Source organism: Geobacillus sp. CCR, from assembly GCF_052906625.1.
The window spans coordinates 39,789-56,493 of sequence record NZ_JBREBQ010000023.1 but is presented as its reverse complement, the minus strand read 5'-3'; the positions used below and the strand labels follow the sequence as shown (position 1 = coordinate 56,493).

At 52.9% G+C, this 16,705-nt stretch carries 12 protein-coding genes; 10 read left to right on the top strand and 2 right to left on the bottom strand.

Annotated elements, in window-relative coordinates:
* The first annotated feature begins 335 nt into the window (after positions 1-335).
* From ACVBDQ_RS12550 to ACVBDQ_RS12540, 3 genes are all read left to right on the top strand, one after another.
* Complete coding sequence (locus ACVBDQ_RS12550) at positions 336-2,375, top strand: bifunctional 2',3'-cyclic-nucleotide 2'-phosphodiesterase/3'-nucleotidase (protein ID WP_069304487.1); 2,040 nt, start codon at positions 336-338, stop codon at positions 2,373-2,375.
* Positions 2,376-3,175: 800 nt separating this feature from the next.
* Positions 3,176-3,808 (top strand): LysE family translocator, encoded by a 633-nt coding sequence (locus ACVBDQ_RS12545; RefSeq protein WP_069304485.1) that lies wholly within the window; start codon positions 3,176-3,178, stop codon positions 3,806-3,808.
* 62 nt (positions 3,809-3,870) lie between these two features.
* Positions 3,871-4,119, top strand: coding sequence for a hypothetical protein (locus ACVBDQ_RS12540; protein ID WP_162924028.1), 249 nt, complete (start codon positions 3,871-3,873; stop codon positions 4,117-4,119).
* A gap of 37 nt (positions 4,120-4,156) precedes the next feature.
* Here the strand turns inward: ACVBDQ_RS12540 and ACVBDQ_RS12535 are convergent, their stop codons facing one another.
* Positions 4,157-4,783, bottom strand: coding sequence for a LysE family translocator (locus tag ACVBDQ_RS12535; RefSeq protein ID WP_033009727.1), 627 nt, complete (start codon positions 4,781-4,783; stop codon positions 4,157-4,159).
* A gap of 304 nt (positions 4,784-5,087) precedes the next feature.
* On the opposite strand from ACVBDQ_RS12535, the gene ACVBDQ_RS12530 reads away from it, so the two are divergent.
* Together ACVBDQ_RS12530 and ACVBDQ_RS12525 are read left to right on the top strand one after the other, a co-directional pair.
* A complete protein-coding gene (locus ACVBDQ_RS12530) occupies positions 5,088-5,735 on the top strand; it encodes a LytTR family DNA-binding domain-containing protein (protein WP_041470742.1) in 648 nt (215 codons plus the stop codon).
* 135 nt (positions 5,736-5,870) lie between these two features.
* Positions 5,871-7,418: an acetyl-CoA hydrolase/transferase family protein gene (locus ACVBDQ_RS12525; protein ID WP_414842598.1), complete on the top strand. Its 1,548-nt coding sequence runs from the start codon at positions 5,871-5,873 to the stop codon at positions 7,416-7,418.
* Positions 7,419-7,541: 123 nt separating this feature from the next.
* Here ACVBDQ_RS12525 and ACVBDQ_RS12520 read toward each other — a convergent pair whose 3' ends face one another.
* Positions 7,542-8,492, bottom strand: a complete 951-nt coding sequence (locus ACVBDQ_RS12520) for a cation diffusion facilitator family transporter (RefSeq protein WP_069304483.1) — start codon at positions 8,490-8,492, stop codon at positions 7,542-7,544.
* A gap of 206 nt (positions 8,493-8,698) precedes the next feature.
* Between ACVBDQ_RS12520 and glgB the strand changes: the two genes are divergently transcribed.
* The 5 genes from glgB to ACVBDQ_RS12495 are packed head-to-tail and all read left to right on the top strand — an operon-like array spanning position 8,699 to position 16,648.
* A complete protein-coding gene (glgB, locus tag ACVBDQ_RS12515) occupies positions 8,699-10,711 on the top strand; it encodes a 1,4-alpha-glucan branching enzyme (protein WP_047819394.1) in 2,013 nt (670 codons plus the stop codon).
* The gene (locus ACVBDQ_RS12510; RefSeq protein ID WP_025038910.1) at positions 10,593-11,762 is read left to right on the top strand and encodes a glucose-1-phosphate adenylyltransferase; all 1,170 of its coding nucleotides are present in this window, start codon (positions 10,593-10,595) and stop codon (positions 11,760-11,762) included. Before glgB ends, ACVBDQ_RS12510 begins: the two co-directional genes overlap by 119 nt.
* Entirely contained in the window at positions 11,759-12,793 is a 1,035-nt protein-coding gene (locus ACVBDQ_RS12505) for a sugar phosphate nucleotidyltransferase (RefSeq protein ID WP_014196616.1), read from the top strand. Before ACVBDQ_RS12510 ends, ACVBDQ_RS12505 begins: the two co-directional genes overlap by 4 nt.
* Positions 12,790-14,247 carry a glycogen synthase GlgA gene (gene glgA, locus ACVBDQ_RS12500; protein ID WP_446663242.1) on the top strand — a complete coding sequence of 486 codons (1,458 nt, stop codon included), beginning with the start codon at positions 12,790-12,792 and terminating at the stop codon, positions 14,245-14,247. The genes ACVBDQ_RS12505 and glgA overlap by 4 nt, the downstream gene beginning before the upstream one ends.
* Complete coding sequence (locus tag ACVBDQ_RS12495) at positions 14,234-16,648, top strand: glycogen/starch/alpha-glucan phosphorylase (RefSeq protein ID WP_446663241.1); 2,415 nt, start codon at positions 14,234-14,236, stop codon at positions 16,646-16,648. Before glgA ends, ACVBDQ_RS12495 begins: the two co-directional genes overlap by 14 nt.
* Positions 16,649-16,705: the final 57 nt, after the last annotated feature.

Sequence of the window (16,705 nt, the reverse complement as noted above, 5' to 3'; positions counted from 1 at the left end):
TAGACCTTTTTGACTTGAACGTTCATGAGAGAAAAACTCCTTCACTTTCCTTGTATGTCAAGGATTCATTCGACGATGGACATAAAAAATCCTCCCGATTTTCGTTGGGAGGGTGCGAAATGTGAGTTTTAATCTGTTCACCCTTTTCGATAGTGTCTGGATCTGCTCGATGAAATGATCCATTTGGCTCCACCCCTCTGCACAACATTTATATGTCCTTGACGGACCATTTATATCCCCCTTTGCTAAACTTTCAGCGAAACATTTCCCGAAAATTTTGGATCTTTTATAGTATAATACAGATGACAATGATTTGATGAGTGGGGGGACGGGCATTGAAAAAACGGAAGAAATACGCGGCGGCGAGCGTGTTGTTGGCGTTGGGGCTGCTGGCTCCTTCGTTTGGGCCGACAGCGGTAGGCGCGGAGGATCGGGATGTCGTCAAGCTGCGCATTTTGGAGACCACCGACGTACATATGAATCTCGTCAACTATGATTATTTCAAAGATAGTCCGACGAATGAGTTCGGGCTGTCAAAAACGGCGCGATTGATCGAGCAGGCGCGCGCTGAGCAGCCGAATACGCTTCTGTTTGACAACGGAGATTTGATTCAAGGAACGCCGCTTGGCGACTATGTGGCGAAAGTGAAGCCGCTGCAAGATGGCGAAGTGCATCCAGCCGTGAAACTGTTGCATTTGTTGAAATATGATGCGGCGACAGTGGGAAACCATGAGTTCAACTATGGCTTGGATTTCCTCGATGAGGTGTATGATGATGCCAAGCTGCCGATCGTGAACGCGAATGTGTACCGCGATGACCATGATCAAAATCCAGATAACGATGTCAACTATTTCACGCCGTATCACATTTTAGAGAAAGAAGTCGTTGATGAAGACGGGGAGGCACATACGCTGAAGATCGGTGTCATCGGCTTTGTGCCGCCGCAGATTATGGATTGGGACAAAGCGAATTTGCAAGGGAAAGTGATAGCGAAAGACATTGTGCAGTCGGCGCAAAAGTATATTCCAAAAATGAAAGCCGAAGGGGCCGATTTGATCGTCGTGCTGTCGCACTCGGGCATTGAAACCGGCGGAAACAGCCCGAATATGGAAAATGCCTCCTATTATTTGACGCAAATTCCGGGGGTCGACGCCGTGCTGACCGGCCACCAGCATAAAAAATTTCCGGCGCTTCCGGGAACGACGCCTGATTTTCTGGATGGGAACGGTATCAACAATGAAAACGGGACGATCAATGGCGTTCCGGTGACGATGCCAGGTTCGTGGGGCGATACGCTTGGGGTCATTGACTTGACGGTTGAGCAAGTGGATGGGAAATGGAAAGTAACACAGGCAAAAGCCCAGCTTCGCCCGGTGTATGACAAGGCGACGAAAACGCCGTTGGTTGACAGCGATTCGGCCGTTGAGCAGGCCATTCAGGCGGAGCACGAAGCGACGATCCAGTACGTCCGCAGCCCAGTGGGAAAAACTACGAGCCCGATCAACAGCTATTTTGCACTCGTTCAAGATGATCCGTCCGTGCAAATCGTCACGAACGCCCAAAAGTGGTATGTGGAAAAAATGTTAAAAGGGACGCAGTATGAAGGCCTTCCGGTGCTGTCAGCCGGCGCTCCGTTCAAGGCCGGCGGGCGCGGTGGACCGAGCTATTACACGGATATTCCGGCAGGGGAAATCGCCATTAAAAACGTCGCCGATTTGTACTTGTATCCAAACACGGTGTATGCGCTGAAAATTACGGGAGCCGAGTTGAAAGAATGGCTTGAGTGGTCGACGGGACAATTCAACCAAATCGACCCGAACAAGACAGGCATTCAGCCGCTTGTCAACAACGACTTCCCGACGTACAACTTCGACATTATTGATGGCGTGACGTATGAGATCGATGTTACCGAGCCGGCGAAATACGACAAAAACCAAAATGTGATCAACCCGAAAGCAAACCGCATTAAAAACTTGCGATTCCAAGGCAAACCGGTGACGGCGAAGATGGAATTTATCGTTGCGACGAACAACTATCGGGCGACGACGAACCGGATCATCAATCCGGGCGGGAAAAACACGATTTTGGCCGCGCCGGATGAAAACCGGCAAGTGATCATCGATTATATTCGCGAAAGCGGAACGATCAACCCGTCCGTGGACGGCAACTGGACCTTTGCGCCAGTGAAAGGGAAAGCATCGGTGACCGTTTCCTTTGAATCGTCACCGGAAGCACAAAAATATTTGCCGCCAGACAGCCGCATCCGCTATGTGGCGACATTGTCCAACGGGTTTGCCCAATACGAACTTACGCTGTTGTCTTGGAAAGAAACGAAAACAAACCATTCGAAAGAGCTAGAAAAATCTGGACGTTAAGAAGAGGTTGGAAAAATAGCAGGTGATTTAGGAGGCAGGTGATTTCGTATAAAATACTGCTAGTTCCAGCTGTTTCTTAATTAGAACAACCTTGCGGAATCAATCTTCTTTTTCGGCGAAATGCCGCTGATTTGCTCGTGACAGCCGTTTTTTACCGGCCTTTTAGGTGACACGAAAATGTGACTAAAAGTATTTCTGGCGCTACTGCCATTTTTTCCATTTCGAAAATATCGCCTTTTTGACTGACGATGAGAAGAAGATCTTTTACGTTAACGTCATTTCCGAAAGAAGTCTCCCACCTCAAGGAATGTGAAGAGCGATCGATCAATGAGTAGGTGGGAGATGAATTTCGGTTGGCCATCGCCGATGAATATGATCGTCTATGGTTCAAACCGACACCTTTGGAACGAAGGGAAGCGTAAAGGGTTCTTGTTTGTGGCTTACCGTTCAGCGAACACGCACAAGTCGCTTGAAGCCCCTGCCTCTAAGCGAAGCGTAGGTGGTGGGCAGTTCGCTTCTAACAAGGACAGTGAAAAACAGCCGCTTTCGTTGAGCGGGCGGTCATGGAAGGAAAAAAGATGTTCGATTGGGGAAGCGCTGCTTGTCCGACCGGGCGCTACCCATCATCTGCTTTTTCGAAGGCCGGTGGACATCGAGGTTCTTGGGATCATTCGTTTTGGAAAACGGAACGATTTTGTCACTGTATCGGTGGTGAAGCCACCCACCTTTTGTAACATTGCCCGAAAGCAGTGCCACTGTCCATGGATGATTGTTTGCTAGCTTGGTCAGGAGGGAGACATGTGTTAGGCATTACAAGTTACGGGATGTATTTGCTGGCGTCGATTTTGATGCATGCCACTCCGGGAGTGGATACGATGTATATTATGGGGCGCAGTGTGGCGCAAGGGAGAAAAGCGGGCGTGTATTCGGTGTTGGGCATTTCGACGGGGGTGTTCATTCATACGTTGCTCGCTGCGTTTGGCTTGGCGGTGATTTTGCAGCAGTCGGTTGTCTTATTTACGGCTGTGAAAATCGCTGGCGCAGCGTATTTGGTGTATCTTGGCATCAAAATGATGCGGCAGTCGACGCCGCCAGCGTTGGAGTCCGAGGAACTGGCGCCGATGAAGCTGAAAAAGATTTATTGGCAAGGCGTGACGACGAATGTGATGAATCCGAAAGTGGCGTTGTTTTTCCTTTCCTTTTTGCCGCAATTCATTCAAACGGCTCAGCCGTACGGTCCGCTCCCGTTTCTGCTGCTCGGCGTTTCGTTCGTGGTGACGAGCACGCTGTGGGGGCTTGGCGTCGTCTATGTGGCTGCGCTGGCGACGAAACGGGTGCGCCAACATGCGAAAGCGGCGCTTTGGGTGAATCGGCTGACAGGGATCGTGTTTATCGGGCTTGGCGTGAAGCTGCTGCAAACGAAAGCGTCGTGAGCGAGGGCGGGCGGCGTCGGAACGCACGATTCTCAGCCGAATGAAAGCGCGGGCGGTGATTCGTGAGGAGGTTGGTTGGAGAAATGGGGGCGGATGACAAAGGAATAGCGGTGATTCTCCTTGTGGCGGGAATCGGGATGTTTCCGTTTGGGATCGTGATCATTAAGCAGCAGTGGGGAAGCATACAAGAAGAAGGAGGGCGTGAGCGGAGAATAGCCTTGTTTTTTGAAATGATCGATCTTTGGTCAACGTGGGTGCTGTTCCTCTCCCTGCTTCTCATATTGGGAGGCGCGGCGCTGTTGTGGAGATGAGCAGAAAAGAGGGCAGCCGCCCTCTTTTTTCTTGCCGCTACGACCGTTCGCTGACGGCGATTTGAATGCCGATCAGCGCGAAGATGGCGCCTTTGAGCCAATGGATTCGCTTGGTGATGGCGGTGTGGGCCGAGAGCCATTGGCGCAGCTTTTCCGCGCCGATGCTCACCAAGGTGAAGACAACGAGCGCCTGCACGAGAAAGATGGCGCCTAATAGAAGCATCTGCCCCGGCACATGGCCGGCTGTTTCGTCGACAAACTGCGGCAAGAGCGCCAAGAAGAAGAGAGACACTTTCGGGTTGAGCACGTTCATGACAATGCCTTTTTTGTACAGCGAGGTGTATGCCATCGGCGTCTGCCGCCCAAAGGCGAGGCCTTCGTCTTGTTCACGGAACGCCTGCCAGGCTAGGTACAGCAAATACGCGGCGCCCGCGTACTTGACGATGGCAAACACCAAGGCGGATTGGTACATGACGGCCGAGACGCCAAGCACAGCGGCGCTGATATGGACAAGCAGCCCTGTGCAAAGCCCGAGCGCGGTGGCGATGCCCGCCCATTTGCCTTGCGACACGCTTTGGGCGATGACGAATAAAATGTCCGGACCCGGCGCCAATGTAAGCAATATGGCGACGCCGAAAAACGACAAGATGACCTCGATCTCCATCGGAACCCTCCTTTTTGATCAGTTTGGCGGGGCGGCCGTGAAAGGCGGTTATGTATATGGATTCGCGAAAGAGCGGGCGATTCCTTCTCGAACGGCGGCGATCAAAGCGAAAACCGGCGGATCAGTTCTCTTAGAGAAACGCTGTCAGATGGGGGGCTTTTTGGTCCGACATGGCCAGACGGGGTGCCAAACTCGTTTTTCACCGGCTTTCCACGGCAGCGAAACGAAACGGATTTGCCGTTTGACAAACGCAGCGATGCGGCTGAAAATAAAAGTATGGAACGGCTTGCAAGAGGTGGGGGATATGGATTCGCTGCTTGTTTCGGCCATTCGCCAAGTTGTGAATGAATGGTTTCCCGTTGAGGCATCGCTTGTGATTTCCGACGACCGGCGGTACATTTACTACCAGCCGAGCCGGCAAATTGATTTGAAAATCCGTCCGGGTGATGAAATCAAACCGGATTCGGTCACCTACAAGGCGTTGGTGATCCGCCGGAAAATTGAAGAGCAAAAAGACAGCCGGGTGTTCGGCGTTCCGTATTTCGGCGTGTCGGTTCCGATTTTGGAAAACGGGGTGCCAAAAGGATGCGTGACAGCTGTCTGGCCGAAAAAGCCGCTTCTGGCTATTTCGTATTTGACGATACGGACGATGGACCGCTGGGTTCCGGTGCCGTTTGACGCGGTTGTTTATTTGGAAGCGCAAAACCGGAAAACGTTCGTCAAATCGATGCACGTCGGGGGCTATCATAAATACAATTTGACCGAATTGGAATTTTCTTTGCCGGCTGACCGGTTTATCCGCTGCCATCGGTCGTATATTGTCAATGTTGAGTATATCGCCGAAATTCAGCCGGATTCCCACTCGACGTTTTTGCTTGTGATGAAGGACGGCTCCAAAGTGCCGGTCAGCCAAACGTACGCTAGCCATTTCCGGAGATGGCTCGGCTTTTGATGACACCGCCGATACAGGCGGTTATTTTTGTGAAGCGGCAAGTTTTTCTGCGTGATGCAGGGAAAATGCTGCTTCGGCGCAAAAGAAAGCCCTTTTGCTCCAATTCGAATGATTTTCCCCTTGCGAGCCGCTATAATGAGGGAAAAACAAAAGGGGGAAATCGCTTTGGAACCATTCGTTTTCGAACGGATCGGCCATCAGGCGTTGCGGGAGCGGATCGTGACGGCGGAAACGGCCGCCTCATGGATTGAAGATGGCATGACCCTCGGATTGAGCGGTTTTACCCGCGCGGGGGACGCAAAAGCGGTGCCGACGGCGCTTATTGAGCGGGCAAAGCGGCAGCCGCTGAAAGTCGACGTCTATACAGGGGCTTCGCTCGGATCGGATATTGACAAGATGATGGCAGAAGCAGGCATTGTCCGGAAACGGCTGCCGTTTCAGGCTGACGCCGCGATGCGTCGGAAAATTAACGAAAGGGAGCTGCTGTTTGTCGACCAGCATTTGTCGCATACGGCGGAACTCGTCCGTTCCGGTGTGCTGAAACCGATTGATTACGCTATTGTGGAAGCGGTTTCGATTACGGAGGACGGCATGATCATCCCGACGACGTCTGTCGGCAACTCATCGATTTTTGTGGAAAAAGCAAGACGGGTCATTGTCGAATTGAACGTCGCCCAGCCGAAAGCGCTTTACGGGTTTCATGACATTTATGAAGTCGGGAAGCAAGGGGAGCGCGCCCCGATTCCGCTGACGAAAGTGGACGACCGGATCGGGACGATCGGCATTCCTGTTGATCTGGAGAAAATCGCTGGAATTGTCGTGACGAACCAAACGGATTCACCGTCGACGATTGTGCCTCCGGATGCGGAAACAGCGGCGATTGCCAGGCATTTGATCGAGTTTCTTCGCCGCGAAGTAGCGGCGGGGCGGCTGTCCGAACGGCTGGCGCCGATTCAGGCCGGGATCGGCTCTGTCGCGAATGCGGTTCTTTACGGCCTATTGGATTCTGAATTTTGCGACTTGGAAGTCTATTCGGAAGTGCTGCAAGATGCGATGTTCGATTTGCTTGATGCAGGGAAAGTGCGGTTTGCCTCGGGATGTTCGATCACCTTGTCGGAAAACAAGATGAAACAAGTGTACCACAACTTGGAAGCGTACCGGGGCAAACTCGTGCTGCGGCCGCAGGAGATTTCCAATCATCCTGAACTGATTCGCCGCCTCGGCCTCATTTCCATTAATACGGCGCTTGAGGCCGATATTTACGGAAATGTGAACTCGACGCATGTCCGCGGCACCCAGATGATGAACGGCATCGGCGGCTCGGGCGACTTTGCCCGCCATGCGCGCCTGACGATTTTTGTGACGAAATCGAGCGCCAAACATGGGGCGATTTCGAGCATCGTGCCGTTCGTCTCCCATGTCGACCATACGGAGCATGATGTCGATGTCATCATCACGGAACACGGATATGCCGATTTGCGCGGGCTCGCCCCTGTCGAGCGCGCCCCGCTCATCATCGAACATTGCGCCCATCCGGATTACCGTCCGCAGCTGCGCGATTACTTCGCTGAAGCGCTCAAGCGCGGCGGCCATACGCCGCACGTATTGGAACAAGCGTTGTCCTGGCATATCCGGTATGAACAATTTGGAACGATGCGGGAAGAAACGTATCAGCTGCAATGATGGAAAGAAACACAGGGCGTGGCGCCAAACCGCGTTCTGCGCTGGTTTTTTCATAGCGGCCGAGCGCAATAGACGGCAAAATGACGAAAGACCGCCTTGCCGATTCGGCATGGGCGGTCTTTATCATTGCGGCTGCTTCTTTTTCTCCAAAAACGCCTTCCCATAGGTTCCGTGGTCATGGAGCATGGCGTGCTCCACCTGGATGGTGGCGTGCTCGATTCCGTATTTTTCCTTCAACATTTCATTCACCGCCAAGATGACGCATAGCGGCTGGATGCGTTCGTTGACAAACACATGAGCCGACAGCGAGTAATGGTCGGTCGAGATGGCCCATAAGTGCATGTCGTGCACGTCTTCGACCCCTTCGATCTTTCGAATATCGGCGCGGATTTGTTCGAGGTCGAACCCATCTGGCACGGCTTCCATTAAGATGAGATACGATTCGCGCATAATTTTCGCCCCGCCTGTGAAAATGATGGCGGCGATCACTAAGCTGATGATCGGGTCGAACACCGTCCAGCCGGTGAAGTAAATGAGCAGCGCGGAAACGATGACGCCGATCGAGCTAATCAAGTCGCCGATGAAATGCCAAAGGGCGCTCTGAACGTTCAAGTTGTCTTCCTCTTTCGTGCTCCGGCTTAAGACGATGGTCAACGTCAAGTTGACGACGAGGCCGATCGCTGCGATCCCGAGCATGAGGCGAAAGTTGATCGGTTCAGGATGGAGAAAACGCTGAATGCCTTCCCATAAAATCCACAGCGCAATGACGGCCAACGTCAGCCCATTCAAAAACGATGTGATGATTTCAAACCGCAAAAAGCCGAACGTAAACCGACGGTTCGGCGGGCGCGTCGCCATGTAGAGGGCGACCATGCTTAAGCCAAGCGCCAGTACATCGGATGCCATATGGGCCGAATCGGACAAGAGGGCGAGTGAGTTGGAAATCAGTCCGCCAATGATTTCGACGGCGGTGAAAAACATGGTCAACAAAAGCGTCACCCAGAGCGCTTTTTTCGATTCATTTTGCGTTTTGACGTGCGGGAGATGGTGAAAATCGTACAGTGTTGGAGCCATAATGCACCTCCATTATTTATAATAATTATCAACTTGTATATATTATAATATAAAAATCCACCTGTGTGCAAATGAAATTTCGACAGCCAGAAACAGCGGTTGTTGGAATTTGTCTAAAAATATAGACGAAGCATTCAAGGAATAAAGCCTTCTGTTGGCGAATAGGAATCAATGCTGTGTATGGCCATCATTTTGCTTCGGAAAGGATGCGATCCAGCTTGATTGCGGCGAATCCGACAGATTTAGAAGTGTATTTGTTTCATGAAGGCCGTTTGTATCAAAGTTATGAGCTGTTCGGCGCTCATGTCATCCGCGGCGGCGGAGCGGTCGGCACTCGCTTTTGCGTGTGGGCGCCCCATGCGCGGGAAGTCCGTCTTGTCGGCAGTTTCAACGATTGGAATGGGACGAATTCCCCCCTGACGAAGGTGAACGACGAAGGGGTATGGACGATCGTTGTTCCAGAAAACTTGGAAGGGCATCTCTATAAATATGAGATCATCACACCGGATGGCCGTGTTCTGTTGAAAGCGGACCCGTACGCCTTTTACTCCGAATTGCGCCCTCATACCGCCTCGATTGTCTACGATTTGAAAGGATACGAGTGGAATGATTCACCTTGGCAGCGGAAGAAACGGCGAAAGCGGATTTATGACCAACCGATGGTCATTTATGAACTTCATTTCGGTTCGTGGAAAAAGAAACCGGACGGCCGCTTTTATACGTACCGTGAGATGGCCGACGAACTCATTCCGTACGTGCTGGAGCGCGGATTTACGCACATTGAGCTGCTTCCGCTTGTCGAGCATCCGCTCGATCGTTCGTGGGGATATCAAGGGACCGGCTATTATTCGGTGACAAGCCGCTATGGCACGCCGCACGATTTCATGTATTTCGTCGACCGCTGCCATCAAGCGGGGCTTGGCGTCATCATCGACTGGGTGCCGGGGCATTTTTGCAAGGACGCCCACGGGCTGTACATGTTTGACGGCGCGCCGACGTATGAATACGCGAATGAAAAAGACCGAGAAAATTACGTCTGGGGGACGGCGAATTTTGACTTGGGCAAGCCGGAAGTGCGCAGTTTTCTGATCTCCAATGCGTTGTTTTGGCTGGAGTATTACCATGTGGACGGGTTTCGCGTCGATGCGGTCGCCAATATGCTTTATTGGCCGAACAACGACCGGCTCTATGAAAATCCGTATGCGGTCGAGTTTTTGCGCCAGTTGAATGAGGCGGTGTTTGCCTATGACCCGAACGTCTGGATGATCGCTGAAGATTCGACCGACTGGCCTCGGGTGACCGCGCCGACGTACGATGGCGGCCTTGGGTTTAACTACAAGTGGAACATGGGCTGGATGAACGACATGCTGAAGTATATGGAAACGCCGCCGCATGAGCGGAAATACGCCCATAACCAAGTCAGTTTTTCCCTCCTTTATGCGTATTCGGAAAATTTCATTTTGCCATTTTCCCATGATGAAGTTGTGCATGGCAAAAAATCGCTGCTCAATAAAATGCCTGGGTCGTACGAAGAGAAGTTCGCCCAGCTGCGCCTATTGTATGGCTACATGATGGCCCACCCTGGGAAAAAGCTGCTGTTTATGGGCAGTGAGTTTGCCCAGTTTGATGAATGGAAGTTTGCCGAGGAGCTGGACTGGGTGCTGTTCGATTTTGAATTGCACCGGAAAATGGACGAATATGTGAAGCAGCTGATCGCCTGCTATAAACGGTATAAGCCGTTTTACGAGCTTGATCATGATCCGAGAGGGTTTGAATGGATTGACGTTCATAATGCCGAGCAAAGCATTTTTTCATTCATCCGCCGGGGGAAAAAAGAAGGTGATGTGCTGGTCATTGTTTGTAATTTCACAAATCAGGCGTATGACGATTACAAAGTCGGCGTGCCGCTTTTGGCGCCGTACCGCGAAGTGCTTAACAGCGATGCAGCGGAGTTTGGCGGTTCGGGACATGTCAACGGGAAGCGGCTTCCCGCTTTCAGTGAGCCGTTTCATGGAAAACCGTACCATGTGCGCATGACGATTCCGCCGTTTGGCATTTCCATTTTGCGGCCAGTGCAAAAACGAGGGGAGAGAAAGCAGAATGAAGAAGAAGTGCATCGCCATGTTATTGGCCGGCGGGCAAGGAAGCCGGCTTCGCTCGCTGACGAAAAACATCGCGAAACCAGCCGTGCCGTTTGGGGGGAAGTACCGGATCATTGATTTTACGTTGAGCAATTGCACGAACTCGGGCATTGACACAGTCGGGGTGTTGACCCAATATCAGCCGCTTCTTTTGCACTCGTACATCGGCATCGGAAGCGCATGGGATTTAGATCGAAGAAACGGGGGCGTCACCGTCCTTCCCCCTTACTCCGCCTCTTCCGGCGTCAAATGGTACGAAGGCACAGCGAACGCCATTTATCAAAATATGAATTATATTGAACAATACGACCCGGATTACGTTCTCGTGCTGTCTGGCGATCATATTTACAAGATGGATTACCAGCAGATGCTCGACTACCATATCGCCAAACAGGCGGATGCAACGATTTCCGTTATTGAAGTGCCGTGGGAAGAGGCGAGCCGATTCGGCATTATGAACACGAATGAAAACATGGAAATTGTCGAATTTGCCGAAAAGCCGGCCAATCCGAAAAGCAATTTGGCATCGATGGGCATTTACATTTTCAATTGGCCGTTATTGAGGGAGTATTTGCAAATCGACAACGCCGATCCGCATTCGTCGCACGACTTCGGCAAAGATGTGATTCCGCGGCTGCTTCGGGAGAACAAGCGGCTCGTGGCCTATCCGTTCAAAGGCTATTGGAAAGATGTCGGCACCGTCAAAAGCTTGTGGGAAGCCAACATGGATTTGCTCGATGAACACAATGAACTTGACTTGTTTGATCGCTCGTGGCGCATTTATTCGGTCAACCCGAACCAGCCGCCGCAATACATCGCTCCCGAGGCGGAAGTGAGCGATTCTCTCATCAATGAGGGATGCGTCGTGGAAGGAACGGTGGAGCGCTCGGTGCTGTTTCAAGGCGTCTGCATCGGCAAGGGAGCGGTTGTGAAAGAATCCGTCATTATGCCAGGGGCAACAGTTGGTGAAGGAGCGTATGTCGAGCGAGCGATCGTCACTCCGGAGATCGTCATCCCGCCGCATTCGACTGTGAGCCCGGGCGATGCTGATGATGACGTCGTGCTCGTAACGACCGAGTGGATCAAGCAACGGAATAAGGACACCGCAAGGAAGGATGGAGCACAATGAACAACAACATGATGTTGGGCGTCATCGACGCGACCACGTATATGGAGGCAATGGCGCCGCTTGTCGAGCAACGCTCAATCGCAGCGGTGCCGTTTGCCGGGCGGTATCGGCTCATTGATTTCGTGCTTTCAAGCATGGTCAACTCCGGCATTGAAAGCGTCGCGATTTTTCCGAAATACCAATATCGGTCGCTGATGGACCATTTAGGATCAGGGAAGAATTGGGATTTAAACCGAAAGCGGGACGGATTGTTTTTCTTCCCATCGCCGGACTTGTTGTTTTCCGGTGAGCGCCGGGTCGGGGCGTTTGCCCATTTTGAGCAGCATATCGACTATTTTTTGCGGAGTCGGCAAAAGTATGCGGTCATCGTCAATAGCTACACGGTGTGCAACATCGACTTTGACGCCGTCCTCGAGCGCCATATCGAACGCGGCTGCGATGTGACGCGAATCTGCCATCGCGGCGAGCCGCTGGAGATGTACGTGTTGGAGACGTCTCTTCTGCTTGATTTCATTGCCAATTATAAAAACCGCGGCTATCGAAGCATCGTCGATGTCGTCTGCGATAACTGTCATTCGCTGTCCATTTGCGACTATGAATACAGCGGGTATGCGGCCGTCATCGATTCGCTCGCCCGCTATTTCCGCGCGAGCATGGAGCTTCTTGACCGCAGTGTTTGGGAGCAGCTTTTTCTTCCATCGCGGCCGATTTATACGAAAGTGAAAGACGAGCCGCCGACGAAATACCGGCGGGAAGGGAATGTGAAGCGCTCGATGATCGCCAACGGCTGCGTCATTGAAGGAACGGTGGAAAACAGCGTCTTGTTTCGTTCCGTGAAAATCGGCAAAGGAGCCGTTGTGAAGAACAGCATCATTATGCAAAAATGCCAAATCGGCGATGGTTGTGTGCTTGATGGCGTCATCGTCGACAAAGACGCGAAAATCGAACCGGGGGTCGTTTTGCAAGGGACGGCGGAGCGGCCGTTTGTCGTTCGCAAAGGAACGGTGCAAGGGGAGGTCGTGAATCGATGAACGTGCTGTTTGCCGTATCAGAATGCGCTCCGTTTGCCAAATCGGGAGGATTGGCTGACGTCGCCGGCGCGCTGCCGAAAGAGCTGCGCCGGCTCGGCGTGGACGTCCGTGTTATGATGCCAAAGTATGAAACGATTGCTCTAAAGTGGAAAGAACGAATGGGCAAAGTGGCGGAGCTCGTCGTGCCGGTCGGGTGGCGCCGCCAGTATTGCGGCGTTGAGAAGCTCGAGCATGACGGGGTCGTCTATTACTTGATCGACAACGAATACTATTTCAAACGGCCGCAGCTGTACGGCCATGGTGACGACGGCGAGCGGTTCGCCTATTTTTGCCGGGCGGTGCTGGACGCGCTTCCGGCGATTTCGTTTCAGCCCGACATCATTCATTGCCATGACTGGCACACCGGCATGATTCCGTTTTTCTTGCGCGAGCAATACCGTCATGATCCGTTTTATGCGGATATCCGCACTATCTTTACGATTCACAACTTGCAGTTTCAAGGGCTGTTTCCGCGCGGGATTTTAGAGGATTTGTTGAATTTGGACGGACGGTATTTCACCGTCAACCATCTCGAGTTTTACGGAAGCGTCAGCTTTATGAAAGGGGCTCTTGTCGCCTCCGATTTGATTACGACGGTCAGCCCGACGTACAAAGAAGAGATTCAGACCGCCTATTACGGCGAGCGGCTTGACGGGCTGTTGCGGGCGCGGCGGGATGATTTGCTTGGCATTTTAAACGGCATTGACGACGAGTTTTACAACCCGGAAACCGATCCGTTTTTAGCGGCGACCTATAGCGTACATACGCGGGAAAGAAAAAAACTCAACAAGCGCGCTTTGCAGCGGCGGTTTGGTCTGCCAGAGCGGGATGATGCACCCGTTGTCGCAATGGTGACGCGAATGACGGCGCAAAAAGGGCTCGATTTAGTCACGTGCGTCTTTCATGATTTGATGCAGGAAGAGATGCAGCTTGTTGTGCTTGGAACGGGGGATTGGCGGTTTGAACAGTTTTTCTCGCAAATGGCGGCGGCCTATCCGGACAAAGTCGGGGTGTACATCGGCTTTCACGAACCGCTCGCCCATCAAATTTATGCGGGCGCGGACTTGTTTTTAATGCCGTCGTTGTTTGAACCGTGCGGGCTGAGCCAAATGATCGCGCTTCGGTATGGGACGATTCCGATCGTTCGGGAAACGGGCGGGCTGAACGATACGGTGCAATCGTACAATGAATTCACAGGAGAAGGGAACGGGTTCAGCTTTACGAACTTTAACGCCCACGACATGTTGTACACGATCCGCCGGGCGCTGTCGTTTTACCGCCAGCCGTCTGTCTGGGAGCGGCTCATGGAGCGGGCGATGCGCGGCGATTACAGCTGGCGCCGGTCGGCGAGGGAGTATCGAAAAGCGTACGAACAGCTGAACAAAAAGGGGGAAGACGCGCTTGTTCGCGGATAAAGAAACGTTTCAACGGGCGTTTGTGACGCGGGTCGAGGCGTTGTGCGGCAAACCGTTTGCGGAGTCGACGGCGCGCGATCATTATCATGTCCTTGGCCATATGGTGCGCGAACATATCAGCCGCCATTGGATCGCGACGAACGAGCGCTGCCGGGCGGAGCGGCGGAAGCAGGTGTACTATTTGTCGATCGAGTTTTTGCTCGGCCGTTTGCTCGGAAGCAACTTGTTAAACCTCGGTGTCCGCCCGATGGTCGAAGAGGGGCTTCGCGAGCTCGGCATCCGCCTCGAAGACGTCGAGGAGAGCGAGGCGGACGCTGGGCTTGGCAATGGCGGGCTCGGGCGGCTCGCCGCCTGTTTTCTTGACTCGCTCGCCACATTGAATTTGCCGGGCCACGGCCACGGCATTCGCTATAAACACGGGCTGTTTGATCAAAAAATCGTTGACGGCTATCAAGTCGAGCTGCCGGAGCAATGGCTGCGAAACGGGAACGTTTGGGAAATCCGGAAAGAAGAGCTGGCGGTCGAAGTTCGCTTCTGGGGAAGGGTCGAGGTGTCGGAACAAAACGGCCGCCTTGTGTTCCGCCATGTCGACAGCGAAAACGTGATGGCTGTGCCGTACGATATGCCGGTCATCGGCTTCGGGACGAACACGGTCAACACGCTCAGGCTTTGGAGCGCCGAGCCGGCGAAAACGTTCCCGCTTCATAAAGATGCGATGAAGTACAAACGGGAGACGGAAGCCATTTCGGAGTTTTTGTACCCGGACGATACGCACGATGAAGGCAAACTGCTGCGGTTAAAGCAGCAGTATTTTCTCGCCGCCGCCAGCCTCGGCAGCATCACTCGCGCCCATCGCCGCCAGCACGGGAGCTTGCGCCGCCTCCATGAATATGTCGCCATTCATATCAACGACACGCACCCCGCGCTTGCGATTCCGGAGTTGATGCGCATTTTGCTCGATGAGGAAGGGATGAGCTGGGAAGAGGCTTGGCACATTACGACCCATACGATCGCGTACACGAATCATACGACGCTGGCGGAAGCGCTGGAGAAATGGCCGATTCGTCTGTTTCAGCCGCTGTTGCCGCGCATTTATATGATCGTCGAGGAAATCAACGAACGGTTTTGCCGCGAGCTGTGGGAACGTTATCCCGGCGATTGGAGGCGGATTGAACAAATGGCCATCGTCGCCCACGGGATGGTGAAAATGGCGCACTTGGCCGTTGTTGCGAGCCATAGCGTCAACGGTGTGGCGAAACTGCATACGGACATATTGAAACAGCGGGAAATGCGCTTGTTTTACGAATGGGCGCCGCACAAGTTCAACAACAAAACGAACGGGGTGACGCATCGTCGCTGGCTGTTAAAGGCGAACCCGGAGCTGTCGGCGTTGATTACGGAAACGATTGGTCCGCGCTGGATCCGCGAGCCGGAAGCATTGATTGAGCTGAAGTCTTATGCTTCCGATCCGGCGTTTCAGCAGGCGTTGGCTGCGGTCAAACAGCAGCGGAAGGCGAGGCTCGCCGCCCGCATTTACGAAAAAACCGGGATTCGCGTGGACGAATCGTCCATTTTTGACGTGCAAGTGAAGCGGCTGCACGCTTATAAACGGCAGTTGTTAAACGTTTTGCACATTATGCATTTATACAATCGGCTGAAAGAAGACCCGTATGTTTCGATCCACCCGCGCACGTTCATTTTCGGAGCGAAAGCGTCGCCAGGCTATTACTACGCCAAGCGGATCATCAAGCTCATCCATTCGGTGGCGGATCAGGTGAACAACGATAAACGGACGAACGAGCAACTGAAGGTCATTTTTTTGGAAAATTACCGCGTATCGCTCGCGGAAGAAATCATTCCGGCCGCCGATGTGAGCGAGCAAATCTCAACAGCCAGCAAAGAAGCGTCCGGGACGGGCAACATGAAGTTTATGATGAACGGCGCCGTTACGCTTGGCACGCTGGATGGAGCGAACGTCGAAATCGCGGAAGCCGTCGGGGAGGACAACATGTTTTTGTTCGGACTGACGGCCGATGAAGTGCTCCGCTACTACGAACACGGAGGCTATCGGGCGCATGAGTATTACCATCATGACAAACGGATCAAGCAAGTTGTCGACCAGCTCATCAACGGCTTTTTCCCTGATGTCGGCGACTACTTTGAGCCGATTTACGACTCGCTGCTGGCGCAAAACGACGAATATTTTGTGCTGCGCGACTTTGCCGCCTACGCCGAGGCGCACGAGCGGGTTGAGGCCGCTTACCGCGATCCGGCGCGCTGGTGGCGGATGAGCGCCGTCAACATCGCCCATTCCGGCCGTTTCGCCAGCGATCGGACCGTAGCGGAATACGCCGCCGAAATTTGGGGTCTTTTGCCGTCGGGGGAACGTTTCTCAACTTAGGAAAGGACGTTTTTGGGCTGCTTTTTCATTCAATCATCGTCTTTTTAGGGAATTTCG